Annotated in this window: 30 protein-coding genes and 4 tRNA genes; 18 read left to right on the top strand and 16 right to left on the bottom strand. The window is 66.1% G+C overall.

Annotated elements, in window-relative coordinates; all coding sequences use genetic code 11:
• Window positions 1–65: 65 nt before the first annotated feature.
• The 4 genes from pheT (at window position 66) to PEM_RS16395 (ending at window position 3,256) form a co-directional block, all read left to right on the top strand.
• The gene (gene pheT / locus PEM_RS16410) at window positions 66–2,447 is read left to right on the top strand and encodes a phenylalanine--tRNA ligase subunit beta (protein ID WP_005417863.1); all 2,382 of its coding nucleotides are present in this window, start codon (window positions 66–68) and stop codon (window positions 2,445–2,447) included.
• Between the two features lie 27 nt (window positions 2,448–2,474).
• On the top strand, window positions 2,475–2,774 hold the full coding sequence (locus PEM_RS16405) for an integration host factor subunit alpha (RefSeq protein WP_005410432.1): 300 nt from the start codon (window positions 2,475–2,477) through the stop codon (window positions 2,772–2,774).
• Entirely contained in the window at window positions 2,755–3,111 is a 357-nt protein-coding gene (locus PEM_RS16400; RefSeq protein WP_005410431.1) for a MerR family transcriptional regulator, read from the top strand. The genes PEM_RS16405 and PEM_RS16400 overlap by 20 nt, the downstream gene beginning before the upstream one ends.
• A gap of 68 nt (window positions 3,112–3,179) precedes the next feature.
• Window positions 3,180–3,256, top strand: a tRNA-Pro gene (locus PEM_RS16395).
• An 82-nt stretch (window positions 3,257–3,338) separates the two neighbouring features.
• Here the strand turns inward: PEM_RS16395 and PEM_RS16390 are convergent.
• Window positions 3,339–3,938: a tyrosine-type recombinase/integrase gene (locus tag PEM_RS16390; protein ID WP_240431557.1), complete on the bottom strand. Its 600-nt coding sequence runs from the start codon at window positions 3,936–3,938 to the stop codon at window positions 3,339–3,341.
• On the opposite strand from PEM_RS16390, the gene PEM_RS16385 reads away from it, so the two are divergent.
• Together PEM_RS16385 and PEM_RS16380 are read left to right on the top strand one after the other, a co-directional pair.
• Window positions 3,832–4,335 carry a hypothetical protein gene (locus PEM_RS16385; RefSeq protein ID WP_181453223.1) on the top strand — a complete coding sequence of 168 codons (504 nt, stop codon included), beginning with the start codon at window positions 3,832–3,834 and terminating at the stop codon, window positions 4,333–4,335. The genes PEM_RS16390 and PEM_RS16385 overlap by 107 nt on opposite strands.
• Before the next feature lie 70 nt (window positions 4,336–4,405).
• Window positions 4,406–4,849 carry a Rid family hydrolase gene (locus PEM_RS16380; RefSeq protein WP_005417857.1) on the top strand — a complete coding sequence of 148 codons (444 nt, stop codon included), beginning with the start codon at window positions 4,406–4,408 and terminating at the stop codon, window positions 4,847–4,849.
• 115 nt (window positions 4,850–4,964) lie between these two features.
• Here the strand turns inward: PEM_RS16380 and PEM_RS16375 are convergent, their stop codons facing one another.
• Complete coding sequence (locus PEM_RS16375; RefSeq protein ID WP_019660562.1) at window positions 4,965–5,426, bottom strand: carboxymuconolactone decarboxylase family protein; 462 nt, start codon at window positions 5,424–5,426, stop codon at window positions 4,965–4,967.
• 557 nt (window positions 5,427–5,983) lie between these two features.
• On the opposite strand from PEM_RS16375, the gene PEM_RS16365 reads away from it, so the two are divergent.
• Complete coding sequence (locus tag PEM_RS16365) at window positions 5,984–6,184, top strand: hypothetical protein (RefSeq protein ID WP_005417854.1); 201 nt, start codon at window positions 5,984–5,986, stop codon at window positions 6,182–6,184.
• On the top strand, window positions 6,181–6,522 hold the full coding sequence (locus PEM_RS16360; RefSeq protein WP_005417852.1) for a hypothetical protein: 342 nt from the start codon (window positions 6,181–6,183) through the stop codon (window positions 6,520–6,522). Before PEM_RS16365 ends, PEM_RS16360 begins: the two co-directional genes overlap by 4 nt.
• Here PEM_RS16360 and PEM_RS20355 read toward each other — a convergent pair.
• Window positions 6,501–6,638 carry a hypothetical protein gene (locus tag PEM_RS20355; protein ID WP_005417849.1) on the bottom strand — a complete coding sequence of 46 codons (138 nt, stop codon included), beginning with the start codon at window positions 6,636–6,638 and terminating at the stop codon, window positions 6,501–6,503. The genes PEM_RS16360 and PEM_RS20355 overlap by 22 nt on opposite strands.
• 86 nt (window positions 6,639–6,724) lie before the next feature.
• The gene (locus PEM_RS16355; protein ID WP_005417847.1) at window positions 6,725–7,240 is read right to left on the bottom strand and encodes a DUF3011 domain-containing protein; all 516 of its coding nucleotides are present in this window, start codon (window positions 7,238–7,240) and stop codon (window positions 6,725–6,727) included.
• A 242-nt stretch (window positions 7,241–7,482) separates the two neighbouring features.
• On the opposite strand from PEM_RS16355, the gene PEM_RS16350 reads away from it, so the two are divergent.
• Window positions 7,483–7,878, top strand: coding sequence for a hypothetical protein (locus tag PEM_RS16350; protein ID WP_061478088.1), 396 nt, complete (start codon window positions 7,483–7,485; stop codon window positions 7,876–7,878).
• 12 nt (window positions 7,879–7,890) lie between these two features.
• Here PEM_RS16350 and PEM_RS16345 read toward each other — a convergent pair whose 3' ends face one another.
• Window positions 7,891–8,583: an aspartate/glutamate racemase family protein gene (locus PEM_RS16345; RefSeq protein ID WP_111127796.1), complete on the bottom strand. Its 693-nt coding sequence runs from the start codon at window positions 8,581–8,583 to the stop codon at window positions 7,891–7,893.
• 86 nt (window positions 8,584–8,669) lie between these two features.
• On the opposite strand from PEM_RS16345, the gene PEM_RS16340 reads away from it, so the two are divergent.
• The 5 genes from PEM_RS16340 (at window position 8,670) to PEM_RS16320 (ending at window position 10,985) form a co-directional block, all read left to right on the top strand.
• Window positions 8,670–8,981 (top strand): metalloregulator ArsR/SmtB family transcription factor, encoded by a 312-nt coding sequence (locus PEM_RS16340; protein ID WP_005417843.1) that lies wholly within the window; start codon window positions 8,670–8,672, stop codon window positions 8,979–8,981.
• Window positions 8,981–9,331 (top strand): polyketide cyclase, encoded by a 351-nt coding sequence (locus PEM_RS16335; RefSeq protein ID WP_053499234.1) that lies wholly within the window; start codon window positions 8,981–8,983, stop codon window positions 9,329–9,331. The genes PEM_RS16340 and PEM_RS16335 overlap by 1 nt, the downstream gene beginning before the upstream one ends.
• Window positions 9,332–9,368: 37 nt before the next feature.
• On the top strand, window positions 9,369–9,977 hold the full coding sequence (locus PEM_RS16330; protein ID WP_005417839.1) for an ATP-dependent Clp protease proteolytic subunit: 609 nt from the start codon (window positions 9,369–9,371) through the stop codon (window positions 9,975–9,977).
• Window positions 9,978–10,075: 98 nt separating this feature from the next.
• Window positions 10,076–10,717, top strand: coding sequence for a LysE family translocator (locus PEM_RS16325; RefSeq protein ID WP_005417837.1), 642 nt, complete (start codon window positions 10,076–10,078; stop codon window positions 10,715–10,717).
• Between the two features lie 94 nt (window positions 10,718–10,811).
• Window positions 10,812–10,985 carry a DUF1328 domain-containing protein gene (locus PEM_RS16320; RefSeq protein ID WP_005417836.1) on the top strand — a complete coding sequence of 58 codons (174 nt, stop codon included), beginning with the start codon at window positions 10,812–10,814 and terminating at the stop codon, window positions 10,983–10,985.
• A 36-nt stretch (window positions 10,986–11,021) separates the two neighbouring features.
• Here the strand turns inward: PEM_RS16320 and PEM_RS16315 are convergent, their stop codons facing one another.
• Genes PEM_RS16315 through PEM_RS16305 form a run of 3 tightly spaced genes read right to left on the bottom strand, consistent with a single transcriptional unit; the run spans window position 11,022 to window position 11,918 of the window.
• Complete coding sequence (locus PEM_RS16315; RefSeq protein WP_111127794.1) at window positions 11,022–11,354, bottom strand: SMR family transporter; 333 nt, start codon at window positions 11,352–11,354, stop codon at window positions 11,022–11,024.
• 33 nt (window positions 11,355–11,387) lie between these two features.
• Entirely contained in the window at window positions 11,388–11,621 is a 234-nt protein-coding gene (locus tag PEM_RS16310) for a DUF1653 domain-containing protein (protein WP_005417832.1), read from the bottom strand.
• Between the two features lie 12 nt (window positions 11,622–11,633).
• Window positions 11,634–11,918 (bottom strand): hypothetical protein, encoded by a 285-nt coding sequence (locus tag PEM_RS16305; protein ID WP_065196609.1) that lies wholly within the window; start codon window positions 11,916–11,918, stop codon window positions 11,634–11,636.
• A gap of 402 nt (window positions 11,919–12,320) precedes the next feature.
• Between PEM_RS16305 and PEM_RS16300 the strand changes: the two genes are divergently transcribed.
• The 3 genes from PEM_RS16300 (at window position 12,321) to PEM_RS16290 (ending at window position 13,594) form a co-directional block, all read left to right on the top strand.
• Window positions 12,321–12,527: a hypothetical protein gene (locus tag PEM_RS16300; protein ID WP_005417826.1), complete on the top strand. Its 207-nt coding sequence runs from the start codon at window positions 12,321–12,323 to the stop codon at window positions 12,525–12,527.
• 134 nt (window positions 12,528–12,661) lie between these two features.
• A complete protein-coding gene (locus PEM_RS16295; protein WP_005417825.1) occupies window positions 12,662–13,219 on the top strand; it encodes a DUF3011 domain-containing protein in 558 nt (185 codons plus the stop codon).
• Between the two features lie 171 nt (window positions 13,220–13,390).
• Window positions 13,391–13,594, top strand: a complete 204-nt coding sequence (locus PEM_RS16290) for a hypothetical protein (RefSeq protein WP_005417823.1) — start codon at window positions 13,391–13,393, stop codon at window positions 13,592–13,594.
• Between the two features lie 132 nt (window positions 13,595–13,726).
• On the opposite strand, the gene dxs is transcribed toward PEM_RS16290, so the two are convergent.
• The 8 genes from dxs to PEM_RS16250 all read right to left on the bottom strand — a co-directional run bounded on the left by dxs (window position 13,727) and on the right by PEM_RS16250 (window position 20,374).
• Complete coding sequence (dxs, locus tag PEM_RS16285) at window positions 13,727–15,634, bottom strand: 1-deoxy-D-xylulose-5-phosphate synthase (RefSeq protein ID WP_119706170.1); 1,908 nt, start codon at window positions 15,632–15,634, stop codon at window positions 13,727–13,729.
• Between the two features lie 105 nt (window positions 15,635–15,739).
• The gene (locus PEM_RS16280; protein ID WP_032954353.1) at window positions 15,740–16,405 is read right to left on the bottom strand and encodes an HNH endonuclease; all 666 of its coding nucleotides are present in this window, start codon (window positions 16,403–16,405) and stop codon (window positions 15,740–15,742) included.
• Between the two features lie 393 nt (window positions 16,406–16,798).
• The gene (locus tag PEM_RS16275) at window positions 16,799–18,589 is read right to left on the bottom strand and encodes an acyl-CoA dehydrogenase C-terminal domain-containing protein (RefSeq protein WP_111128628.1); all 1,791 of its coding nucleotides are present in this window, start codon (window positions 18,587–18,589) and stop codon (window positions 16,799–16,801) included.
• A 64-nt stretch (window positions 18,590–18,653) separates the two neighbouring features.
• Window positions 18,654–19,130 (bottom strand): LEA type 2 family protein, encoded by a 477-nt coding sequence (locus PEM_RS16270; protein ID WP_005417809.1) that lies wholly within the window; start codon window positions 19,128–19,130, stop codon window positions 18,654–18,656.
• A 163-nt stretch (window positions 19,131–19,293) separates the two neighbouring features.
• Window positions 19,294–19,845, bottom strand: coding sequence for a lipocalin family protein (locus tag PEM_RS16265; protein ID WP_005417806.1), 552 nt, complete (start codon window positions 19,843–19,845; stop codon window positions 19,294–19,296).
• A 159-nt stretch (window positions 19,846–20,004) separates the two neighbouring features.
• Window positions 20,005–20,080: transfer RNA gene (locus tag PEM_RS16260), tRNA-Phe, on the bottom strand.
• 71 nt (window positions 20,081–20,151) lie between these two features.
• Window positions 20,152–20,227, bottom strand: a tRNA-Phe gene (locus tag PEM_RS16255).
• Window positions 20,228–20,298: 71 nt separating this feature from the next.
• A tRNA-Phe gene (locus PEM_RS16250) sits at window positions 20,299–20,374 on the bottom strand.
• A gap of 363 nt (window positions 20,375–20,737) precedes the next feature.
• Between PEM_RS16250 and PEM_RS16245 the strand changes: the two genes are divergently transcribed.
• Window positions 20,738–21,763, top strand: a complete 1,026-nt coding sequence (locus tag PEM_RS16245) for an NADP-dependent oxidoreductase (protein WP_005417804.1) — start codon at window positions 20,738–20,740, stop codon at window positions 21,761–21,763.
• Window positions 21,764–21,768 lie beyond the last annotated feature (5 nt).

The raw sequence follows: 21,768 nt of genomic DNA, 5'->3' as shown, positions 1-21,768 counted from the left end.
CCATGCTCGGCTGCTCCTAAATTCGCAGGCCCAGGCGCATGCGCCGGGCCCACCAGGGTGACACCATGAAATTCTCCGAAAACTGGCTGCGCAGCCATGTCCCGACCGGCGCCTCGCGCGATGAACTGAGTGCAGTGCTGACCGCCATCGGCCTGGAAGTGGAAGAAGTGACCGCGCTGGGCGAAGGCCTCGATCACGTGGTCGTGGCGCGCATCGTCGAGGCCGTGCGCCATCCCGAAGCTGATCGCCTGCAGGTGTGCAGGGTCGATGCCGGGCAGGGCGAACTGCTGCAGATCGTCTGCGGCGCACCGAACGCGCGCCCGGGCCTGGTCGCGCCGCTGGCCATGGTGGGTGCGCAGATCGGCGAGCTGAAGATAAAGCCGGCCAAGCTGCGCGGCGTCGAGTCCAACGGCATGCTGTGCTCGGCCAAGGAGCTGGGCCTGGACAACGATGCCTCCGGCCTGCTGGAGCTGCCCGATGACGCGCCGGTCGGCCAGGCCCTGGTCGACTACCTGGGCCTGCCGGACGCCAGCATCGAGATCAAGCTGACCCCGAACCGCGCCGACTGCTTCAGCCTGCGCGGCATCGCCTATGACGTCGCCGCCGCCACCCGCAGCGAAGTGCTGGACTTCGCTGCCGAGGCCATTCCGGCAGTCGGCAGCCGTGAGCTGAGCATCCAGCTCGACGCCGGCGCCGAAGCGCCGCGTTACCTGGGCCGTGTCATCGAGGGCGTCAACGCCGCCGCCAAGACTCCGTTGTGGATGGCCGAGCGCCTGCGCCGCAGTGGCGTGCGTCCGGTCTCGCTGCTGGTCGACATCACCCAGTATGTGATGCTGGAGCTGGGTCAGCCGATGCATGCCTACGACCTCGGCACCCTGCAGGGCAGCATTGCCGTGCGCCGTTCGCGCGCGGGCGAGACGCTGAAGCTGCTGGACGGCCGCGATGCCGCGCTGGACGACAGCTTCCTGGTGGTCACCGACGCCGATCGTGCGATCGGCCTGGCTGGCCTGATGGGCGGCTTCGACACCCGTGTCACCGACGCAACCACCGCCGTGTTCCTGGAAGCCGCGCACTTCGCGCCGGCTGCGATCATGGGCCGTGGCCGCAAGCTGGGCCTGCACACCGATGCCGGCCACCGCTTCGAGCGCGGCGTCGATCCGGCGCTGCCGCGCATCGCGATCGAGTACGCCACTCGCCTGGTGCTGGACCTGGCGGGCGGCACCCCGGCGCCGGTTACCGAGGCCGTGCGTGAAGCCGATCTGCCGCAGCCGGCAACCATCGTGCTGCGCCGCGCCCGCATCACCCGCGTGCTCGGCATCACCATCGACGATGCGGAAGTCGAGCGCATCCTGCGCGCGCTGGGCATGGACGTGGTTGCTGCTGCCGACGGCTGGCAGGTGGTCGCGCCGAGCCGCCGCTTCGACATCGCCATTGAAGAAGACCTGATCGAAGAGCTGGCCCGCATCCACGGTTACGAGCAGATCCCGACCACGCTGCCGGGCGGTGCCGCCCGCGTGGCGATGCCGAGCGAGACCCAGCTGGACGCGCTGAGCGTGCGCCGCCAGCTGATCGCCCGTGACCAGCAGGAAACCGTCAATTTCGCCTTCGTCGACGATGCGCTGCTGGCCCAGTGGCAGCTGCGCGACGGCCTGGTGCCACTGGCCAATCCACTGTCGGCCGAACTGGCGGTAATGCGTCCGTCGCTGCTGCCGGGCCTGGTCGCCACACTGGGCCGCAACGCCGCCCGCCAGCTCGGCCGCGTGCGCCTGTTCGAGCTCGGCCGCGTGTTCGCCCAGCAGGCCGGAGATGGCCAACCGGCACCGCTGGAAACGCCGCGCGTGGCGGCAGCTGTCTGCGGTGACGCGCAGGCGGTGCAGTGGGGCCTGCCGACTCGCAAGGTCGACTTCCATGATCTGAAGGGCGACCTGGAATCGCTGGCGGCTGCCAGTGGTGCGGTACTGGAGTTCCGCCCGTCGGCCCGTGCCTACGGCCACCCGGCGCGGTCGGCCGAGGTGTACCGCGATGGCGTGGCGATCGGCTGGATCGGCCAGATCCACCCGCGTCTGGCCAAGGCGATGGATATCGAGGCCGATGTCTACGCCTTCGAGCTGGATCTGGAACCGCTGACCGCCCGTCGCCTGCCACGTGCCGGCGAGCTGTCGCGCTTCCCGGCGGTGCGTCGCGACCTGGCGTTCCTGGTGCCTGAACAGGTGGCCTGGGCCGATCTGGCGGCGACCGTGCGCCAGGCCGCCGGCCCGCTGCTGCGCGACCTGAACCTGTTCGACCGTTACGTCGGCCAGGGCGTCGAGCCGGGATTCAAGAGTCTCGCTATGGGCTTGATTTTGCAGGACAAGTCGCGCACTCTGACGGACCGCGACGTGGATGCGGTGGTGGCCGAGGCGGTCACTGCCATCGAGCGTGAACACCACGCCCGGATCCGCGGCTGAGCGGGCGGCACTCGGGGGTAGCAGGCAATGGCATTGACCAAGGCGGAGATGGCGGAAAAGCTGTTCGACGAAGTCGGTCTGAACAAGCGGGAAGCCAAGGAATTCGTCGACGCGTTTTTCGATGTGCTGCGTGAAGCATTGGAACAGGGACGTCAGGTGAAGCTGTCGGGCTTCGGTAATTTCGATCTGCGGCGCAAGAACCAGCGCCCGGGTCGCAACCCGAAGACCGGCGAGGAAATTCCGATTTCCGCCCGTACGGTGGTCACCTTCCGTCCGGGCCAGAAGCTCAAGGAGAGGGTGGAAGCTTATGCTGGATCCGGGCAGTAATCGCGAACTACCGCCGATCCCGGCCAAGCGCTACTTCACCATCGGTGAGGTCAGCGAGCTGTGCGACGTCAAGCCGCACGTCCTGCGCTACTGGGAAACCGAGTTTCCCAGCCTTGAGCCGGCCAAGCGCCGAGGCAACCGCCGCTACTACCAGCGCCATGACGTGCTGATGGTGCGGCAGATCCGCAGCCTGCTGTACGAACAGGGCTACACCATCGGTGGTGCACGCCTGCGCCTGGATGGTCCCGATGCCCGCGAGGAATCGGCGCTGAGCAACCAGATCATCAAGCAGGTGCGCATGGAGCTGGAAGAAGTGCTGCAGTTGCTGCGCCGCTGATCCAATTTCCATCGTAATCCGCTATACTTCACGGCCCGCCGCACTGGCGGGCACATCGCAGCATCAGTCGGGGCGTAGCGCAGCCTGGTAGCGCATCTGCCTGGGGGGCAGAGGGTCGTCGGTTCGAATCCGGCCGTCCCGACCAAAAGCAGCGATAGAACAAGGGCTTGCGCCATGCGGTGCAGGCCCTTTTTCGTTGTGCACCCTATTACCCCCCTATCGCCACCCTATCGAGGTAGCGCGATACCCGTGGTGACCGGCTGCCACGGCGCTTCATGGCCACCCAGGTAATGCTCAGTCATCGACGCGTTGCCGTGTCCCATCAGCGCTTGAATCTGTTCCGTGGTCCAGCCCGCATCGCGCAGCAGCGCACCGCCCAGGCTGCGGATCTCATGGAATGTTGGCGGTGCTTCGCCACCCACGCCGGCAGCATCGCGTGCCTTTGCGAACGCACGCGACAGCTGCTCGGGCAGCACCTGCGTGTGGTGCGCTCGGTCCTTCGCGCGCTTGTCGCTGGGCCTGGCCTTTTCCGGCAGGCGGTGGATCACGAACGGCGAAACCACGTCATCGCGGCACCTGGCCAGCAGGTCGAGCAGCGGCCCGGCCACGGCGATCTGTAGTCGAACGTTCGTCGAGCCCTCGGTTTTCGACGGCACTACCCACAGGTGGCCGTCGCGCACGTCGGCAAACTTCACCGTCACCAGCCGTATCCTTCCGGCCATGCGTTCTTCCCACGGCTTCCGCACCGCCCCAATCCCCTCTGGCTGGGTCCAGACCGGCGAGCGCTGGGCGCTTTGGTACAACGGCCGCGAGACGGCCAGCGTCACGCCCGACGGTGGTCCCGGGGGCCGGCTATGGATGGAAGGCCAGAAGATGTGGCAGGTGAAGGAAGTGCGCGCGGCCAACGTCCGGCAGGCGAAGCGGTACGCCGGGCGCTGGTGCGCGGCCAGGCTGTATCCCGATCTTCCCCTGCGCCAGGCGGTCGCCCGGCTGACCGACAGCACTCCGATCCAGCCCGAGCCGCCGCTGCCAGGCCTGCCGCCAACCCGTGAGCAGCAGCAACAGGCCCGGCGTCTGGCCGAGGCCGGGCGGTTGGAACTGGCGCGGATCAAGGAAGCGCTGGAACCGCGCCAACCGCCGAAGGAGACCAAGCCCAGGGCGAGGGATCCGATGAAGGCGTGGGTCAAGGCAGGTAGAGAGCAGCTGTCCCGCGCTCGAATCTGATCCCCCGTTCAGGGGAGGCGGTCGACTCAAAATGCTTGCCACACTTGCCCTTTCACCAGAGAGAGCAATGATGAACGCTACCAATCGAAAGACCGCCAGCTTCGGAGTGCCGTGGGAATCGGCCTACGGGTACGTACAGGCCGTCCGCGTCAACAACACGATCTTCGTGTCCGGCCAGCTCTCGCACACGCCGCAGGGCGAGCTGGTTGCGCCGGCGGAGCTGGGGGCCGACGGCAAGCCCGCCAACTTCGACACCATGGAAGCCCAGATGAGGCGCACCTACGAGAACGCGCAGGTGCTGCTGGCAGAGCTGGGTGGGTCGATCGCGGACGTGGTCGAGGAAACGCTGTTCGTCATCGACGTTCCGGCCGCTTTCGCGGCCAGTAGCAAAGTCCGGCCGGCCGTGTATGGCCAGCCGGTGCCGCAGGTGGCCAGCAACCTGATCGGGGTCTCGGCGTTGGCCTTCCCCGAGCAGCTGATTGAGATTGCCTTCCGGGCGGAAGTCCAGGGTTAAGGCACTATGTGGGCGGGGCTTGCTCCGCCCGTTCCTTGCGGTGAGTAGGCCACCGATGGTTCCTACGAGCGCCTCGGCCCGGACAAAGCCAGGACGATCTCCGGCGTGCCGTACGCTACTTCTCCGCAGCGGGCTTGGCGCGGGGCTTCAATCTGAAGCTCACGCCCATCCGGTTGATCGCGTTCATGGCCGCAATGGTGAGCGTGAGGTCGACCAGGTCTTTCTCGCCGAATACTGCGGCTACTTTTTCGTACGCCTCATCAGATGCATGGGTTTCGCTCACGAGCGTCACTTCCTCTGCCCATGCCAGTGCGGCGCGCTCTTGTTCCGAGAATAGATAGGCGGCCTCGTGCCAAACAGGTAGGAGAGCGATGGTGTCGAACGGCATGCCTTCCTTAAGCAGATCACGGGTATGAATGTCGATGCAGTGGGCGCAGCCGTTTAGCTGCGACACACGCAAAAACACCAGATGCACCAGTTTCGGCGGCAGAGAGGTGCCCGCGGTCACAAAGTGATGCAGTTGCCCCACGGCTTTGGCGCCCTCGGGAGAGACTACGAACCAGTTCGCTCGATTCATTTTAATGGGTCCTTTTCGGGTATCTGTGGGGCCGGAATCGCCCCACCCGAAGCAAGGACGCCGACGGGCAGCAGTTCGTGACACCTGCCTAGGCTCGTCGCGATCCGCTGCATGTACGCTCGCCGAGGAAGGGGATGCTGGCCGTGGGGCGCTAGATACGGGGCGCGGCGGGGAGCACCCGGAGAAGATCCTCGATTGGCGGGACAGGGAAGGGGAATTGGCTGAAGGGGGGATCGCATCGCCGCCGTTCGGATGGCGTCGGGTAGAGCCGCCATATGCACCCTATCGGCTCGTAAGTGATTGATCGGATTGGGGCGCAATTTGCACTTTTGGGATGCCCTGCGAAGGCCTGAAACCCTTACAGATCAACGGGATGGGCCTATCTGGAACGATGCCTGGGGGGCAGAGGGTCGTCGGTTCGAATCCGGCCGTCCCGACCACTGTGATGAATCAAGAAGCCCGCGCAGCGATGCGTGGGCTTTTTTGTGCGTGCGGTGTATGCTGCGCGCCACTCGTACTACCGCGGCTGCTGAACCCGGTACTCACGAGAACACATCATGGAATCTGCAAGAAACCGTGCCTGGCGTCGCAGCCAGGCCCGCAATCGTGGTGGCGACCGCGCCACGACCGCCTACCGCTACAAGCCCGAGAAGAGCTGGAAGCTGTTGTATACGCGCGATGCCAAGCTCGCGCGTGCACGCCAGCTGGGCTTCACCTATCCGGTCCTCAGCGCCCGGCAACTGCAGGAACAGGAATGATCAACCTGCTGTTCGTCTGCAGCCGCAACCAGCTGCGGAGCCCGACCGCCGAAGCCATGTGGCGACGGCGGCCCGGCTTCAACGCGCTGTCGGCCGGCACCAGCCCGCACGCACGACGCCCCATCGGCCCGGCGGATATCCGCTGGGCCGATGTCATCTTCGTGATGGAGGCCAAGCACCAGCATCGCCTGCGGGCCGCGTACGCGCGCCTGCTGGAACACAAGCGCCTGCATTGCCTGGACATCCCCGACGACTATCGCTGCATGGATCCGGTGTTGATGGACCTGCTGGACGCAAAGGTGACCACGTATCTCGATCAGCTGCCGGAAAAGCGGTAGATCAGCTCCGGATCGCCTTCGTCCAATCCATGCACGATGCCGCTGTCGATGAAACCCGAGGCGGGCATCACCTCGCGGATATGCAGCATCGTCGAGGAAGGATCGGGTGGTGCCATCGCAGGCTCCTGGACTGGATGCGCCCAGTCCATCGATCACGTCGGCCGTGTCTGCGTATCCGCCAAAGCCAGCGTGTGGTCGGCAGTCAATACACGCGGAACTCGGCACGGCAGCCGTCGCTGACCCACACCCCGCGGCGGTCCCAGCCCCAGTTGCGGTCCTCGACGCACGGCGTCACCGACTTCTGCTTGACCAGGCGCACTTCATGGCGCACCCGGATGCGGCATTCCTTGTCCTTCTGCTCGTAGGACTCGCAGACCAGGCGCTCGCCGTCGTCATCCCGATCACGATCCCGGCCGCGCCCCGGCCAGCGGCCGCGTCCCTGTTCGTCTGCCACGAACTCAGCGCGGCAGCCTTCGGTGACCCAGAGCATGCGGCGGCTCTGGCCCCAGTTCTGGTCCTCGACGCAGCGGGTGACCGACAGCTGCCTGGCCATGCGCATGCGGCCTTCGATCGGGCACTGCTGGGTCTTGTTGAACTGCGACTCGCAACGCAGCGGCGGAATGTGATCGCTGTCGTAGTCCTGGGCGGCCACCGTGGTGGCCACCAGCAGCAGGGCCAGGGCGGAGGTGGCAATGGGCGGCAACAGGCGATGGGTCATGGAGAGCCTCGGCAGGGGGAATGGGCCGCAAGAATGGACCAGCCCGAGGCCGTCGGAACGGATCGTTCCGGCGCTGGCTCAGTGGGGATTTAGTAGTGCGCACCGGCCCATGCAGGGCCATACATCCCTTATCATCGCGGCACATCCGATCGCATCGGCTTACACCTTCTTACATGTCTCCCACGCATGCCGGCGCAGCCTGTGGCTGCCGTCACTGGCGTGCAGCCGGCTTGCGGAGGAGGATGCGCGGACCACGACGACCACAGGGGGTTGCGTTGATCAGCAGTACCGTCATTCATCGCTCGGCTGGCGCAGAGGCCGGGCAGGTGCGTGTCCTGGACACCACGTTCAAGGGCAAGCATGTGTTCATTGCGTGGGGCCTGCGCGGGCCGGAACTGACCCGCAGCGCAGACCCGCCCGCCACCGTGGCTGCGCGCAAGGCGTTGCACGCCGTGGCCGGCCACAGCGAAGGGCCGCGCAGCCCGGAGGTGTTCATCGCCAACCAGTCGGCGGTGGCGATTACCGTCTATCGGCTGCTGACCGAAGCGCGTTCGGGCGATGCCATCTTCTTCCTGTGTGATTCGCAGGCTGTGGTCGACTGGCTGATCACCGCACTGGAAGTCCAGGGCGAAGGCTGACGCTGCGCGCGGTCAGGCCAGCGCAGCGTCCACCGCCGCAAGCGCGTGCAGGGTGGTCGTGTCGAACAACGGCACCGCACTGTCCTCGGGGCGCACCAGCAGCATGATCTCGGTACAGCCGAGGATGATCGCTTCGGCGCCGCGCGCGACCAGCCGCGCAATCACGCCGGCGTACACCTGCCGCGAGTGCTCGCTGGCCACGCCGGCGATCAGCTCCTGGTAGATGATGTCGTGCACGCAGCGGCGATCATCAGCCTCCGGAACCAGTACCTGCAGCCCGAAGCGGTCCTGCAGCCGGTCGCGGTAGAACGCCTGCTCCATGGTGAAGGCGGTGCCGAGCAGTCCCACCTTGCGGATGCCTGCCTGCAGGATCGCCGTGGCGGTCGGGTCGGCGATATGCAGCAGGGGCAGCGGGCATTCGGCTTCGATCCGGCCGGCCAGCATATGCATGGTGTTGGTGCAGATCACCAGCAGCTCGGCGCCACCGGCCTGCAGTCGCCGCGCGGCATCGAGCATGTGGTTGCCCAGCACATCCCACTGACCGTCGTGCTGCAACTGCTTGATGCCGGCGAAATCCACCGACCACAGCAGCAGTTGCGCCGAATGCGCGCCACCGAGGCGATTCCGCACCGCCTCGTTGATGAGCCGGTAGTACTGCGCCGAGCTTTCCCAGCTCATGCCGCCGATCAGGCCAAGGGTCTTCATGCACTGCTCCATGCCAGGAAGCCGTCATTGCAGCACAGCAGCTGTGGCAGTTGCACGATACATTAGTGACTGCTAATGTGTTGATCATGATCGAGAACGCCCTGTTCAAGGCGCTGGCTGACCCCACCCGCCGCCACATCTTCGAAAAGCTGGCCGATGGCGGGCGGCATGCCAGCGCGCTGCGCGAGGGCATTGCGATCAGCCAGTCTGCGATGTCCCAGCACCTGGCAGTGCTGCGCGATGCAGGGCTGGTGCGTGAGCAGCGCCAGGGGCGCTTCGTCCACTATGAAGTCGATCCGCGCGGGCTGGCCCACATCGGACGCTGGCTGCAGCGTTACCGGGCCTACTGGCCGGCGCGGATGTCCGCACTGCAGAACCTGCTGGAGGAGATGGACTGATGGACGATGTTCTGAAGGAAGCGGCTCCCGCGCTGGTGATGGAGCAGCGGTTGCCTGCGCCACCGGAACGGGTCTGGCGCGCACTGTTCGATCCGGCACTGCGTGAGCGCTGGTTGCCTGCCGCCGATCTTGCCGATCCAAAGCCCTGCCTGTTCGAGGAGGGGCGGGAGCTCGGATTCCGCTTGCGCGACGCACAGCCCCCACATCTGCACAGCCTGGTATGTTTCCGGCTGCGCGGTGATGAGGATGGGGGAACGGTGCTGACCATCGTGCATCGGCTCACCGACCGGCGCGCGCTGATACCGCCGGCGTCCAACGATGACCATCGCACGGTGATGCGCGCGGCGTGAGCCGGCGCCTGGATCGAACGCTACAGGGAGCAGGCACATGCGGGACAGAATGCAGCTGGTACCGATGGTGGTGGAACGCAGCGAGCGCGGTGAGCGCTCCTATGACATCTACTCGCGGCTCCTGCGCGAGCGCATCATCTTTCTCAACGGCGAAGTCGATGACACCGTATCGGCGCTGGTCTGCGCGCAACTGCTGTTCCTTGAATCTGAAAATCCGGAGAAGCCGATCCATCTGTACATCAATTCGCCGGGTGGGGTGATCTCCAGCGGCCTGGCGATGTACGACACGATGCAATACATCTCGGCCCCGGTGCATACGCTGTGCATGGGCACCGCGCGGTCGATGGGTTCGTTCCTGCTGATGGCCGGCGAGCCGGGTCACCGCGCGGCGCTGGCCAATGCCAGCCTGCATGTGCACCAGCCGCTGGGCGGGGTGCAGGGCCAGGCTTCGGACATCTTCATCCACGCCGAGGAGATGCAGCGCACCAAGCAGCGCATCACCCAGCTGTATGCGCGGCATTGCGGACGCAGTTTCGAGGAGGTCGAACAGACCCTGGACCGCGATCGGTTCATGAGCGCCGAGCAGGCATGCGAATGGGGCCTGATCGACCAGGTACTGGTACGGCGCGACGCGCTCGCGGCCTGAGCCTGCCTCTGTAACCACCGCATCCATGCTGCACTGTGTGTGCCGCGCCAGGCCGGCGCACTCTATGCTGGTTGGATGTTCTGAAGTGGACGCCCGATATGGCCCTGCATACCTGGTGGTGGTTCCTGGCCACGGTCTTCGTGCTGTGCGGGACGCCTGGGCCCAACATGCTGCACATCCTTGGCCGCAGCGTCGGGCTGGGATTTCGCGGCAGCGTGCCGGCCATGGCCGGCTGCCTGCTGGCGATGCTGCTTGTGCTGGCGGCTTCCGCAGCGGGCCTGAGTGCGCTGCTGCATTCCTCGCCCATGCTGTTCGAGGTGCTGCGCTATCTCGGTGTGGCCTACCTGGCCTGGCTCGGCATCAAGGCCTGGCGCGACAGTTGCCGGCCCGCACCCGCGGTGGCCGATGCTGACGAGGTCACACTGGCGCCGGTACATGGCGCAGGAACGGTGTTCCGCGGCGGCCTGTGGGTCGGCCTGAGCAATCCCAAACTACTGCTGTTCGCCGCAGCGTTCCTGCCACAGTTCGTCGACCCGTCGCGCAGCCAGGCCGTGCAGTACAGCGTGCTGGTGGCGACCTTCGCGGCCTGCGAACTGTTCTGGTACGTGATGTATGCGGCCGGTGGTCACGGCCTGCGCCGTTGGCTCGCCAAGCCATTCGCACGGCGCTGGTTCGAGCGGCTGGTGGGAAGCGTGTTCCTGGCTTTCGCCGTGGCGTTGTTGCGCTTCCGGCCGCGTTGATTCACGCCGCACACGCGGCCCGTTCACGAGCGCCGCATCGGTGGCGGCCTAGCCTGATCGCACCGTTTGCATTCCCTGCTGGGAAAGGATCGACATGATCAAGTGGGCCATCATCTTCGCCATCATCGGCATCATCGCGGGCGTGCTGGGCTTCGGCGGCATCGCTGGCGCCGCCGTGGGCATCGCCAAGTTCCTGTTCTGGGCAGGCATCATCATCGCCGTGGTGCTGTTCCTGATCGGCATGAGCGTGGCGAAGAAGGTCAGCTGAAGAAGGTCAGCTAGCGCCGTTCGCGCAGCAGCGTCTTCAGTGCGCGCTGCTGCGCGAGAACAGATTGATCACCAGTACGCCGGCGCAGATCAGGCCGATCCCGATCAATGCCGGTGCATCCAGCCGCTGCTTGAACACCACCAGGCCGATCAGCGAGATCAGCACAATGCCGACGCCGGACCAGATTGCATAGGCGATGCCGGTCGGCACCGACTTCATGGTGACCGACAGCAGGTAGAAGCACAGCCCATAGCCAATCAGCGCGCCCACTGTCGGCCACAGCCGGCTCATGCCGTCCGAGGCCTTCAGCAGCGACGTGGCAATCACTTCCAGCACGATGGCGGCGGCCAGGTAGATATAGGGGTTCATCGTGAGCTCCGGGTCACTGCGGGTCGCACCGGATCAGTCGTCGATGCGAGCGAAGCGCGCCTGCGGGCCGTGTTCGCCCGGAACCTGCTCGATGAACATCGGGTAGGGGCGTACCCACAGGCCGCCTTCGCCATAGAGTGCGCGATAAAGCACCATCGGCTCCAACGTCTCGCTGCTGCGGACGATGTCGATCACCTCGTAGTCGCCGCCCTTGAAGTGGCGATACCGGCCACGGGCGAGATCGGGCAGGGGAGTCAGCTCAGCCATGGCAGGGCGTGCTCACTTGCGCGCCGGGCTGGCGGGCTTGGCGCAGTACGCGTCGATGGCCTCGGCCGTGTTGGCCAGGCCCTGCGCCTGCGCCAGCTCCCAGGGGCGCTCGCAGCGCTGGCTGTGTTCGCACCACTGATACCCGGCAGAGCCGATACAGCCGTGCGCATCACGGTCGCCCCCCACCACCGGCGTCGCTGGCGACGCCTCAGCGGCATCAGCGCGCGCGGTCGCCGTGTCCTGGCTGGCACAGCCGGCCAGAGCCAGCAGGGCCGGGATCAGAAGAAGCACCTTCATGTGCGAGCTCCGTGCCTAAAGCGACATTTTCTGTCGCAAATAGCTCGCCAGCAAGCGCTCAATGCACGGCGGCGCGGATCAACTCTTCGATCAGGATCAGATAGCTGGCCACGAAATAGAACTTCAGCAACGTCCAGCGTTGCTGTGAGAAGAAGGTGCGCATGTGGAAGGGGCCCCTGTTGATGACGGTAGTGTGAAGCCAGCCTGACTCCGTGACAAGGATCACGGAATGAACGGGCTAAACGGACTCAGGGATGTGAGGAAAGCCAAGATCCGACGCGAAGGCGCGGCATTTTCGTACAAATCTGATGGGCCATCCCGGAGGCGGTCGCTAGCCTGATGGTGTAACGGCAAGCGGCCCGCTGCCTGCCACTGCACCCTTTCATCCGCAGGAGCCTCCCGATGGTCATCACCGTCCAATGCAATGCCCAGCGCTGGTCCGTACTGCATCCGCAGGTGAGCGACACCACCGGTTACGCCCGGGGCGCCGACGCCTTTGATGCCGCCGCCGCGCTGGCCCTGGAGCATCACCGCCGCACCGGCCAGCGCAGCACGGTGCGGGTCGAGGCGCTTGGCAACACGGTAGACGCGCTTTACGTTGGAGAGTGACGCCAGCCCCCCCGTAGTGCAGTCAGCCACGGTTGAGTTGTTTGAATGGGGGAACAACTGCCATCGCGCCTCCCTCTGTGCGCCGGGCCGTGAATCCCGGATGCTTGCGCCATCGTATTCATCTGGAGATCTCGATGGGCAAGGCACTCACCTGGCGCACCCTGGCCTGCACCCTGTTGCCGATGCTGGCGGCCGCCGGCGGCGCCCAGGCGCAGAGCTATGGCTACGGCTACGACGACGACCGCTATGGCGGCCGCGATGGCAGTGGCATCGTGCGCTGCGAGTCGGTCAAGAACCGCAGCAACGAGTGCCGCCTGGATGGCCGCGCGCGGCTGATCCGCCAGTTGTCCGGTTCGCCCTGTGTGGAAGGTGAGACCTGGGGGCAGTCGCGCAACGGCGTCTGGGTCACACAGGGGTGCCGTGCCGAATTCGTCGGTGAATACCGCCGCGGCGGCGGCTGGGGCGGCAATGGCGGCGGCTGGGGCAATGGCAACGGATGGGGCGGTGGCGATGTGGTTACCTGCCATTCCAATGGCCACCGGCAGGAGTACTGCGATGCCCGCATCCGCCGGGGCGTGCGCCTGATCCGCCAGGACTCGCGCAGTGCCTGCATCGAAGGCCAGAGCTGGGGCTGGGATCGCCGCGGCATCTGGGTGAGCGATGGCTGCAGGGCGCAGTTCCAGGTGAACTGAGCTTTACGGATTCAACCCATGAAAATCAGAATAATCTGATACAGCTCACATTTTGAACGCCGTATCGTCTGTGATCAGGGCGCCTTGCGTGCCCTGATTCCCGATGTCGATTGCCGTAGCCGGCATCAGCATCGCGCCGCCGTCGATACGCTGCCTCAAGGAGTGAGCTGCATGTTGATCCGCCTGCAATGCGAACAGCGCCAGTGGCGCGTGCTGCACCCGGATAGGCCGGAGCCGATCGAGTTCCGTGATGGCGCACGAGCCTATGACTTTGCCGAGACCCTGGCCCGCCTGCACTTCGTCGACACCGGGCAGCGCGCCGCCGTGCGCGTGGAGGCCAGCGGGGCGTTCGTGGAAGCGGTCAGTTACGGTTGAGCGTGGGGCGCCTGCCGGGGCAGGCCTGCGGGGTCCGGCCATCCACGCATGGCGTGGAACCACCTGCTTCCACCATGGAAGGTGCGAGCCTTCGGCTGCACCTTCCCGTGATGCGTGGATTCCTGATCGGCCTCAGCCCGCTGCGCTCAGCGGTGGGCTGCCTGCGGCCAGCTGTGGCCAACGCTTGAGCACGGCGGCGCGGATGCCGGCCGCATCGATACCGGCTTCGGCCAGCAGGTCCTCGCGGCTGGCGTGGTGCTGGTAGCTGTCGGGCAGGCCCAGGTGCAGGATCGGACGCAGCACGCCTTCGGCATTGAGCAGTTCACCGACACCGGAACCGGCACCGCCGGCCACGACGTTGTCTTCGATCGTGACCAGGCCCTCGTGCTGCGCGGCCATGGTCAGCACCAGCTCGCGATCCAGTGGCTTGATGAAGCGCATGTTGACCACGCTCAGGCCCAGTTCGCGGCCGACCTGCTCGGCGGCGGGCACGGTGCTGCCGAAGGCAAGCAGGGCGATGCGGTTGCCCTGCAGGCGCAGCTCGCCCTTGCCGATCGGCAGGGTCGACAGGTCGGTGCCGGCCGCAACGCCGGTACCCGTACCGCGCGGGTAGCGCACGGCCGCCGGACCCGGGTGCTGCAGGCCGGTGCTGAGCATCTGCCGGCACTCGGCTTCATTGGAGGGTGCCATCACCACCATGTTCGGCACGCAGCGCAGGAAGCTGAGGTCGAGGTTGCCGGCGTGGGTCGCGCCGTCCGGACCGACCACGCCAGCGCGGTCGATCGCAAACAGCACGTCCAGATCCTGGATCGCCACGTCGTGCACCAGCTGGTCGTACGCTCGCTGCAGGAAGGTGGAGTAGATCGCCACCACCGGCTTGCCACCCTGGGTGGCCATGCCGGCGGCGAGGGTGACCGCGTGCTGCTCGGCGATCGCCACGTCGAAATAGCGCTGCGGGTATTCCTTGCTGAAGCGCACCAGGCCAGAGCCTTCGCGCATCGCCGGAGTGATGCCGTAGAGGCGCGGCTCGGCGGCGGCGGCATCGCACAGCCAGTCGCTGAATACATCGGTATAGGTCGGCTTCTTGGCCCCGGCCTTGGCCACCAGGCCCTTGTCCGGATCGAACGGGCCCACGGCGTGGTAACCGATCTGATCGCCTTCTGCCGGCTCGTAGCCCTTGCCCTTGGTGGTCATCACATGCAGCAGCTTCGGGCCCTTGGAGGCGCGCAGCGTCTTCAGGGTGGACAACAGGGCCGGCATGTCGTGGCCGTCGATCGGGCCGGTGTAGTGGAAGCCCATTTCCTCGAACATCGTGGAGGGCACGAACATGCCCTTCCAGTGTTCTTCCCAGCGCTTCACGAAACGCGCCGGGTTGTTCTTCTTGTCACCGAGGATCTTCTTGCCACCTTCGCGCAGCGCGTTGAGCGTACGGTTGCCGGTCGCTCGGCCCAGCATCTTGGTCAGGCCGCCCACTGCCTCGGAGATCGACATGTTGTTGTCGTTGAGGATCACCAGCAGGTTCGGCTCCGGCTCCATGCCACCGGCGTGCATCAGCGCCTCAAATGCCATGCCGGCAGTCATCGCGCCGTCACCGATCACTGCCACAACCTTGCGGTCGTCGCCTTCGGACTGGCGGGCGATGGCCATGCCGAGCGCGGCCGAGATCGAGGTGGAGGAGTGGCCGACGCCGAAGGTGTCGTACTCGCTTTCCTCGCGCTTCGGGAACGGCGCGACACCGTCCTTCTGCTTGACAGTATGGATCTCGTCGCGGCGGCCGGTCAGGATCTTGTGCGGGTAGGTCTGATGGCCGACGTCCCACACCAGCTGGTCGACCGGGGTCTGGTACAGATAGTGCAGGACCACGGTGAGCTCGATAACGCCCAGGCCGGCGGCGAAGTGACCTCCGCTCTTGCCCACCGATTCGATGAGGTAGGCGCGCAGTTCGTCGGCGACCGCCCTCAATTCGGATTCGTCGAACGTGCGCAGGTCATCCGGTGTCTGGATGCGCGCGAGGCGGGGATAGCGGGCAGAGTCGATCATCATGTTCGCACTTTTTCTGAACGCCCATTTTCGCCCTCAAACGGGGGTGGGGCAAGCAAACGCCGCCGTCCGTGACAGGACGGTGAGGGTTGCATTTTCGGGCGTTCAGGTGCTGAGTTTCGAGCGCTTGGGCAACTGCGCCTTCAGGAAGGCCATCTGGTCGGCCAGGATGTTGCGGTTGGACAGGATCAGGTGCTCGATCCAGCTGGGCCGGTAGGGCACTGCCAGCAGGGGCATGCCGGCCTGCTGCGGGGTGCGGTCGCTCTTGCGCGAATTGCAGTGGAAGCACGCGGTGACCACGTTTTCCCAGCAGTCCAGGCCACCTTTGGACAGCGGCATGACATGGTCGCGGGTAAGCGTCGGGCGGGTGAACTGCTGGCCGCAGTACATGCACAGATGGGCGTCGCGGGCGAACAGGGCCTGATTGGTCAGGTTCGGCGTGGGGTCGATCGCGCGGGAGCGGGCGTGGCCGCGGGCGGCGATGATCGGGTGCAGGTCCATGCCGCTCTGCAGGCCGCTGAAGCGGTTGGTGCCACCGTGGATGTGCAGGCAGGGATCGCCGAGCGTCCAGGCCACTGCCTCGCGGGCGTAGAGGCAGGCCGCATCCTGCCAGGTGATCCAGTCCAGTACGCGTCCGTGGGCATCAAGCGAGAGCAGCCGGACCGAACCGGGGCGATGCAGCGTCGTGGCGTTGGGCGATGCTTCGGCGCCCGGAGCAGAAAACGGAGCTCCGGCTTCGATCAGACCCAAGCGTGTAGTGTCTGTCTCCATCGGGAGAACAGCTTATACCTGAATGTTGACGATTTGTGTATCGCCGACAGGCGATACACAAATCGTCAACATTCAGGTCCGCGCATTCCTCCTAATCCCCGCGCCTGTCGGCGCGCCCCCTTTAACAAAAGGGGGCTCTTCTCCAGATGGATTTCGGGGGGGGACCATCCACGCATGGCGTGGATCTACGCAGTTCGCGGGGAACTGTCAGAGGCGGGGTGGTGTGGGGTGGCAGGACCGTTGGCGCCATGGATGGCGCCATCGAGCCCCCATGGATGGGTTTACGGCGTGTCCTGCCAGCCCACACCGCCCCGCCATCCACCGGGATGCAGCTGTTGCTGTTGCGGTTGCCGGCCAGCGGCCCGCACTACCGGTGCCGGGCGGCAGCCCGGCTCAGACGCCGAAGCGCTCGTCGTCCATCGCCATCAGCGGGGCGGCGCCGGACTGGATCGCAGCGGCGTGGCTGAGCGTGCGCGGCAGCACACGGGCGAAGTAGAACCGCGCGGTCTCGCGCTTGCCCTGGGCGAAGGCGGCGCCGTGTGCGCTGGCGTCGGCGGCGGCGACGCTGCGGGCCCACCAGTAGGCCAGCACCACGTAACCCGAATAGAACAGGTAGTCGTAGCTGGCCGCGCCCAGTTCGTCCGGATTGCCGGCCGCGCGCTGGAGCACATCCATCGTCAGCTTGCCCCATTCGGCGGCCTTGGCGCGCAGCGGGCCAATGAACTCGGCCAGCGCTTCGTTGCCCTCGTGTTCCTTGGCGAAGGCTTCGATCTCGGCCAGCATCAGCTTCAGGCCGGCGCCCTGGCTGGACGCGGTCTTGCGGCCGATCAGGTCCAGCGCCTGGATGCCGGTAGTGCCTTCATACAGCGTGGTGATGCGGGCGTCGCGGGCCAGCTGCTCCATGCCGTGCTCGCGGATGTAGCCGTGGCCACCGAAGCACTGCAGGGCGTTGTAGGTGTTCTCGATGCCCCATTCGGTCTGGCAGGCCTTCGAGATCGGGGTCAGGAAGCTCACCAGGGTGTCGGCGCGCTCGCGCTCAGCGGCATCCTCGGCATGGTGGGCAACGTCGATGAGGGTGGCGGCGTGCAGCGCCAGCAGGCGGCTGCCTTCGACCAGCGACTTCACCGTCAGCAGCATGCGGCGCACATCCGGGTGGACCAGGATCGGGTCGGCCGGCTTGTCCGGGAACCTGGCACCACTCAGGGCGCGCGACTGCAGGCGCTCACGGCTGTACTTCAGCGCGTTCTGGTAGGCGCGCTCGGACAGGCCGATGCCCTGCAGGCCGACCCCCAGGCGCGCGGTGTTCATCATGGTGAACATCGCCTGCAGGCCCTTGTGCGGCTGGCCGACCAGGTAGCCCTGCGCGCCATCGAAGTTCATCACGCAGGTGACCGACCCCTTGATGCCCATCTTGTGCTCGATCGAGCCGCAGCGCAGTGCGTTGCGCTCGCCGACGTTGCCGTCGCGGTCGACCTTGAACTTCGGGGTGACGAACAGCGAGATGCCCTTGGCACCCGGGGGAGCGTCGGGCAGCTTGGCCAGCACCAGGTGCACGATGTTCCCGGTCAGGTCATGCTCGCCGGCGGTGATGAAGATCTTGGTGCCGGTGATCGAATAGCTCCCATCGGCGTTCGGCTCGGCCTTGGTCTTGAGCAGGCCGAGGTCGGTACCGCAGTGCGGTTCGGTCAGGCACATGGTGCCGGTCCAGCGGCCCTCGATCAGCGGCTTGAGGAAAGCCTCGTGCTGCCAGGCCTCGCCGTGCTGCTTCAGTGCTTCGATGGCGCCGTGGGAGAGCAGCGGGAAGTTGCCCCACGCCAGGTTGGCGGCATTGATCATTTCGTTCAGCGGCACGCCCAGAGTGTGCGGCAGGCCCTGGCCGCCCAGCTCCGGCGAGGCGGTCAGGCCGGTCCAGCCGCCATCGACGAACTGGTCGTAGGCCTGCTTGAAGCCGGGCGGGGTGGTCACTTCACCGGTGGCCTGGTCGAGCACGCAGCCGATCTCGTCGCCGACGCTGTTGAGCGGGGCCAGTACGGTGGCGCTGAAGCGGCCGGCTTCCTCCAGCACGGCATCGACCACGTCGGCGGTGGCGTCGGTGAAGCCCAGGCGGGCGAACAGGAGTTCGACCTTGAGCACGTCGTGCAGGGCGAAACGGAGGTCGGAAAGCGGGGCGGTGTAGCTGCTCATCGGTACGTCTCGATTTGATCAGGGCAGGGGAGAGCGGCGCCGGGCGCCGCCACGAAAGGCGCGTTCAGCGCAGCACGCCGGGCAGGCCGGGGGCCTGGTTGAGGGTGCTGCGGCTGCTGATGTCGAAGCTGCGCTGCTTCTTTTCCTGCGGCGTGGCCGCCACCGTTCCCTTCAGGCCATAGGCCAGGGTGCGGTTGCTGGCCAGCGCATCGGCCACCACCAGGCGCGCGGCCGAGCTGGGCACCAGGTCGACATTGATCACGTCGGCGGAGGTGCCGCCGATGGAGATGCCAGGCTGCGCGTGCAGGGTGCCGGCTTCGTTGTCGCCGACGGTCAGCGCCAGCGAGACGTCATCGAAGGTCATCGGCATCGAGCTGAAGTTCTGCAGGCGCAGGGCCACGGTCCAGTTGCCGTCGGCACGCACGGTCAGCTGCTGCAGGCTGGCCGCCGGTTCCGAAACACGCTTGACGATGCCGTTGTTGCAGGCAACAAGGGCGAGGGTGCACAGGACAATCAAGGCGATACGGAAACGGTGGAGCATGGGCGCAAGTCCTCTGGAGGGGTGCGTTTGGATAAGCATACTACGGCGTATGGTTGTTTGGATCGCCTGTGGCGACCCGTCGCAGAGGGTAGCGCGTGAAGATGGCGGCCGGGCGTGCGCGGTGCCGGACGGCGCGCGCGCGGCGCCGCGGTTGCGACGCGGTTCAATCGGCGGGCGTATCGCGAAGCGGGGCCATCAGGCGCAGCGGGCGCAGGTCGTAGCCCATGGCCTCGGCTTTTTCTTTCAGCGCTTCGAAGCGTGCGCGATCCATTTCCGGCAGGCGCGAGAGGATCCACAGGTACTTCCGGTCCGGTTCACCGACCAGTGCCCACTGATAGTCCGGGTCCAGCGCCAGCACCCAGTAGTCGGCCCAGACCAGCGGGACCCAGCTCAGCCAGTCCGGCGCGAAGCGCACCTGCAACTGGCCGGGATGGCCGGCCACCGCGCGTGCCACGCCTTCGGCGACCACGCGCTCACCGTCGCCGTTGCGGCAGGCGTTGGTGACACTGATGCGGCCATCGCTGCGCAGTCCGTAGTTGGCGGTGATCTCGCCCACGCACTGCTTCTGGAACGAGACCGGAAGATGCGCAATTTCGTGCCACTGGCCGGCGTAGCGATCGATGTCCAGGCGCTCGACCGCGCGCACAGGTTCAGTGGCGATCACCGGGAAAGCGGCCAGCAGCAGGCAGGCGAACAGGGCGGGGCGCAGAGGCATCGGTAGGCTCCAGGCAGGAGTCTGGAGCGTAGGTGCCGCCGCGCATGCCGGTGTAAATGTTTCGTCAACCGGGCGTGTGCGCGGGCGCCGCATCCGCCACTCGTGCAGTGCGCGAAGCACGGACAAAAAAAGACCTGCATCTCTGCAGGTCTCGAAAGATGGTGGCCGAAGACGGAATCGAACCGCCGACACGGGGATTTTCAATCCCCTGCTCTACCAACTGAGCTACTCGGCCAAACTGTGTGGCAATCACGATCAACTGCGATTCCCGAAAAAAAGACCCGCATTTCTGCAGGCTGTCGAACGTGGTGGCCGAGGACGGAATCGAACCGCCGACACGGGGATTTTCAATCCCCTGCTCTACCAACTGAGCTACTCGGCCAAACTGTGTGGCAATCACGATCAACTGCGATTCCCGAAAAAAAGACCCGCATTTCTGCAGGCTGTCGAACGTGGTGGCCGAGGACGGAATCGAACCGCCGACACGGGGATTTTCAATCCCCTGCTCTACCAACTGAGCTACTCGGCCACGTAGTTCATTGCAGCGAGGTCGCTGCCAAGGACGCGCATATTACGGAGGTCAGCCGGCTACGGCAAGCATTTTGGCAAAAAACCTTCACATTGCCGTCTGCGCAGACGCAAGTACTTGATCCGCCGTCGCTGGGCAGGGGGGCGCTGGATGCCGATTCATCCGTGCGCGGTGGCGCGGTGGTCATCGCGTGCGGCGGAATTCAGCGGGCCACCGTGATCGACAAACGCGGCGTGGCGCGGCCTGCGCGTGGACGGCACCGATACCGGACATGGAACGCTGTTTTCGTGACCCCCATGGGGGAACGCTGCGGCGTAGTGTCGGCGTTCCTTCCTGATGCTGGCAACAGCAGAGACCGTCGTCATGTCCGACTCATCGACCACCACCCGCATCGTGCTGGCGTCGCGTCCGCAGGGGGCGCCCACTGCAGCCAATTTCCGCCTGGAGCAGGCCGCGCTGCCGCCCTTGGGCGACGGTGAGGTGCTGCTGCGCAATCGCTACCTCTCACTGGACCCGTACATGCGTGGACGCATGGATGAGGGACCGTCGTATGCCGCGCCGGTGGCAGTGGAAGCTGTGATGGAAGGCCAGACCGTGGCCGAGGTATTGCAGTCCAGGGCTGCGGGTGTCGCAGTGGGCGAACGGGTGCTGGCGCCGGGCGGGTGGCAGACCCACGCGGTGCTGCCGGCCAAGGCGCTGGGCCGCCGCCTGGACCCGGCCGGGCTGCCGTTAAGTACGGCGCTGGGGGTGTATGGCATGCCGGGCTTCACCGCCTATTCCAGCCTTCATGAAATCGCCCGCCTGCAGCCGGGAGAGACGCTGGTGGTGGCCGCCGCAACGGGGCCGGTCGGCGCGACCGTGGCGCAGTTGGCCAAGCTGCAGGGCGCGCGCGTGGTGGCCATCGCCGGTGGCGAGGCCAAGCGTGCCTATCTGCAGACGCTGGGCGTGGACGTGGCGCTGGATCATCGCGCTGCTGGTTTTGCCGAGCAGCTGCGCGCGGCGGTGCCTGCGGGTATCGACGTGTACTTCGAGAACGTCGGGGGCCATGTACTGGATGCGGTGCTGCCGTTGCTCAACGACTTCGCCCGCATTCCGGTGTGCGGCACCATCGCCACCTACAACAATCGTGGCGTCGCGCAGCCTGGCCCGGACCGCCTGCCGGCGCTGTTCAGCCAGATCCTGCGCCAGCGCCTGACCGTGCGCGGTTTCATCGTGCACGACTTCAAGCACCTGTGGCCGGACTTCGAGCGCGAGATGGCGCAGTGGCTGCGCGAGGGCCGCGTCCAGTACCGCGAGGACGTGGTGGAAGGGCTGGAGAAGGCGCCGGAAGCCTTCTTTGGCCTGCTGCAGGGGCGCAACTTCGGCAAGCTGGTGGTGAAGCTGGACTGAGGGCT

The sequence above is a fragment of the Stenotrophomonas sp. Pemsol genome (assembly GCF_003586545.1).
Taxonomy (GTDB): Bacteria; Pseudomonadota; Gammaproteobacteria; order Xanthomonadales; family Xanthomonadaceae; genus Stenotrophomonas; species Stenotrophomonas sepilia.
Note: the sequence above shows the minus strand (reverse complement) of the source record. Positions and strands in the feature narration are given on the sequence as shown.

Excerpts from the sequence above, each read along its gene's own strand:
- pheT (WP_005417863.1), top strand. The coding sequence starts at position 66 with ATGAAATTCTCCGAAAACTGGCTGCGCAGCCATGTCCCGACCGGCGCC.
- PEM_RS16405 (WP_005410432.1), top strand. The coding sequence starts at position 2,475 with ATGGCATTGACCAAGGCGGAGATGGCGGAAAAGCTGTTCGACGAAGTC.
- PEM_RS16400 (WP_005410431.1), top strand. The coding sequence starts at position 2,755 with ATGCTGGATCCGGGCAGTAATCGCGAACTACCGCCGATCCCGGCCAAG.
- PEM_RS16385 (WP_181453223.1), top strand. The coding sequence starts at position 3,832 with ATGCGTTCTTCCCACGGCTTCCGCACCGCCCCAATCCCCTCTGGCTGG.
- PEM_RS16380 (WP_005417857.1), top strand. The coding sequence starts at position 4,406 with ATGAACGCTACCAATCGAAAGACCGCCAGCTTCGGAGTGCCGTGGGAA.
- PEM_RS16375 (WP_019660562.1), bottom strand. The coding sequence starts at position 5,426 with ATGAATCGAGCGAACTGGTTCGTAGTCTCTCCCGAGGGCGCCAAAGCC.
- PEM_RS16365 (WP_005417854.1), top strand. The coding sequence starts at position 5,984 with ATGGAATCTGCAAGAAACCGTGCCTGGCGTCGCAGCCAGGCCCGCAAT.
- PEM_RS16360 (WP_005417852.1), top strand. The coding sequence starts at position 6,181 with ATGATCAACCTGCTGTTCGTCTGCAGCCGCAACCAGCTGCGGAGCCCG.
- PEM_RS20355 (WP_005417849.1), bottom strand. The coding sequence starts at position 6,638 with ATGGCACCACCCGATCCTTCCTCGACGATGCTGCATATCCGCGAGGTG.
- PEM_RS16355 (WP_005417847.1), bottom strand. The coding sequence starts at position 7,240 with ATGACCCATCGCCTGTTGCCGCCCATTGCCACCTCCGCCCTGGCCCTG.
- PEM_RS16350 (WP_061478088.1), top strand. The coding sequence starts at position 7,483 with ATGCGCGGACCACGACGACCACAGGGGGTTGCGTTGATCAGCAGTACC.
- PEM_RS16345 (WP_111127796.1), bottom strand. The coding sequence starts at position 8,583 with ATGAAGACCCTTGGCCTGATCGGCGGCATGAGCTGGGAAAGCTCGGCG.
- PEM_RS16340 (WP_005417843.1), top strand. The coding sequence starts at position 8,670 with ATGATCGAGAACGCCCTGTTCAAGGCGCTGGCTGACCCCACCCGCCGC.
- PEM_RS16335 (WP_053499234.1), top strand. The coding sequence starts at position 8,981 with ATGGACGATGTTCTGAAGGAAGCGGCTCCCGCGCTGGTGATGGAGCAG.
- PEM_RS16330 (WP_005417839.1), top strand. The coding sequence starts at position 9,369 with ATGCGGGACAGAATGCAGCTGGTACCGATGGTGGTGGAACGCAGCGAG.
- PEM_RS16325 (WP_005417837.1), top strand. The coding sequence starts at position 10,076 with ATGGCCCTGCATACCTGGTGGTGGTTCCTGGCCACGGTCTTCGTGCTG.
- PEM_RS16320 (WP_005417836.1), top strand. The coding sequence starts at position 10,812 with ATGATCAAGTGGGCCATCATCTTCGCCATCATCGGCATCATCGCGGGC.
- PEM_RS16315 (WP_111127794.1), bottom strand. The coding sequence starts at position 11,354 with ATGAACCCCTATATCTACCTGGCCGCCGCCATCGTGCTGGAAGTGATT.
- PEM_RS16310 (WP_005417832.1), bottom strand. The coding sequence starts at position 11,621 with ATGGCTGAGCTGACTCCCCTGCCCGATCTCGCCCGTGGCCGGTATCGC.
- PEM_RS16305 (WP_065196609.1), bottom strand. The coding sequence starts at position 11,918 with ATGAAGGTGCTTCTTCTGATCCCGGCCCTGCTGGCTCTGGCCGGCTGT.
- PEM_RS16300 (WP_005417826.1), top strand. The coding sequence starts at position 12,321 with ATGGTCATCACCGTCCAATGCAATGCCCAGCGCTGGTCCGTACTGCAT.
- PEM_RS16295 (WP_005417825.1), top strand. The coding sequence starts at position 12,662 with ATGGGCAAGGCACTCACCTGGCGCACCCTGGCCTGCACCCTGTTGCCG.
- PEM_RS16290 (WP_005417823.1), top strand. The coding sequence starts at position 13,391 with ATGTTGATCCGCCTGCAATGCGAACAGCGCCAGTGGCGCGTGCTGCAC.
- dxs (WP_119706170.1), bottom strand. The coding sequence starts at position 15,634 with ATGATCGACTCTGCCCGCTATCCCCGCCTCGCGCGCATCCAGACACCG.
- PEM_RS16280 (WP_032954353.1), bottom strand. The coding sequence starts at position 16,405 with ATGGAGACAGACACTACACGCTTGGGTCTGATCGAAGCCGGAGCTCCG.
- PEM_RS16275 (WP_111128628.1), bottom strand. The coding sequence starts at position 18,589 with ATGAGCAGCTACACCGCCCCGCTTTCCGACCTCCGTTTCGCCCTGCAC.
- PEM_RS16270 (WP_005417809.1), bottom strand. The coding sequence starts at position 19,130 with ATGCTCCACCGTTTCCGTATCGCCTTGATTGTCCTGTGCACCCTCGCC.
- PEM_RS16265 (WP_005417806.1), bottom strand. The coding sequence starts at position 19,845 with ATGCCTCTGCGCCCCGCCCTGTTCGCCTGCCTGCTGCTGGCCGCTTTC.
- PEM_RS16245 (WP_005417804.1), top strand. The coding sequence starts at position 20,738 with ATGTCCGACTCATCGACCACCACCCGCATCGTGCTGGCGTCGCGTCCG.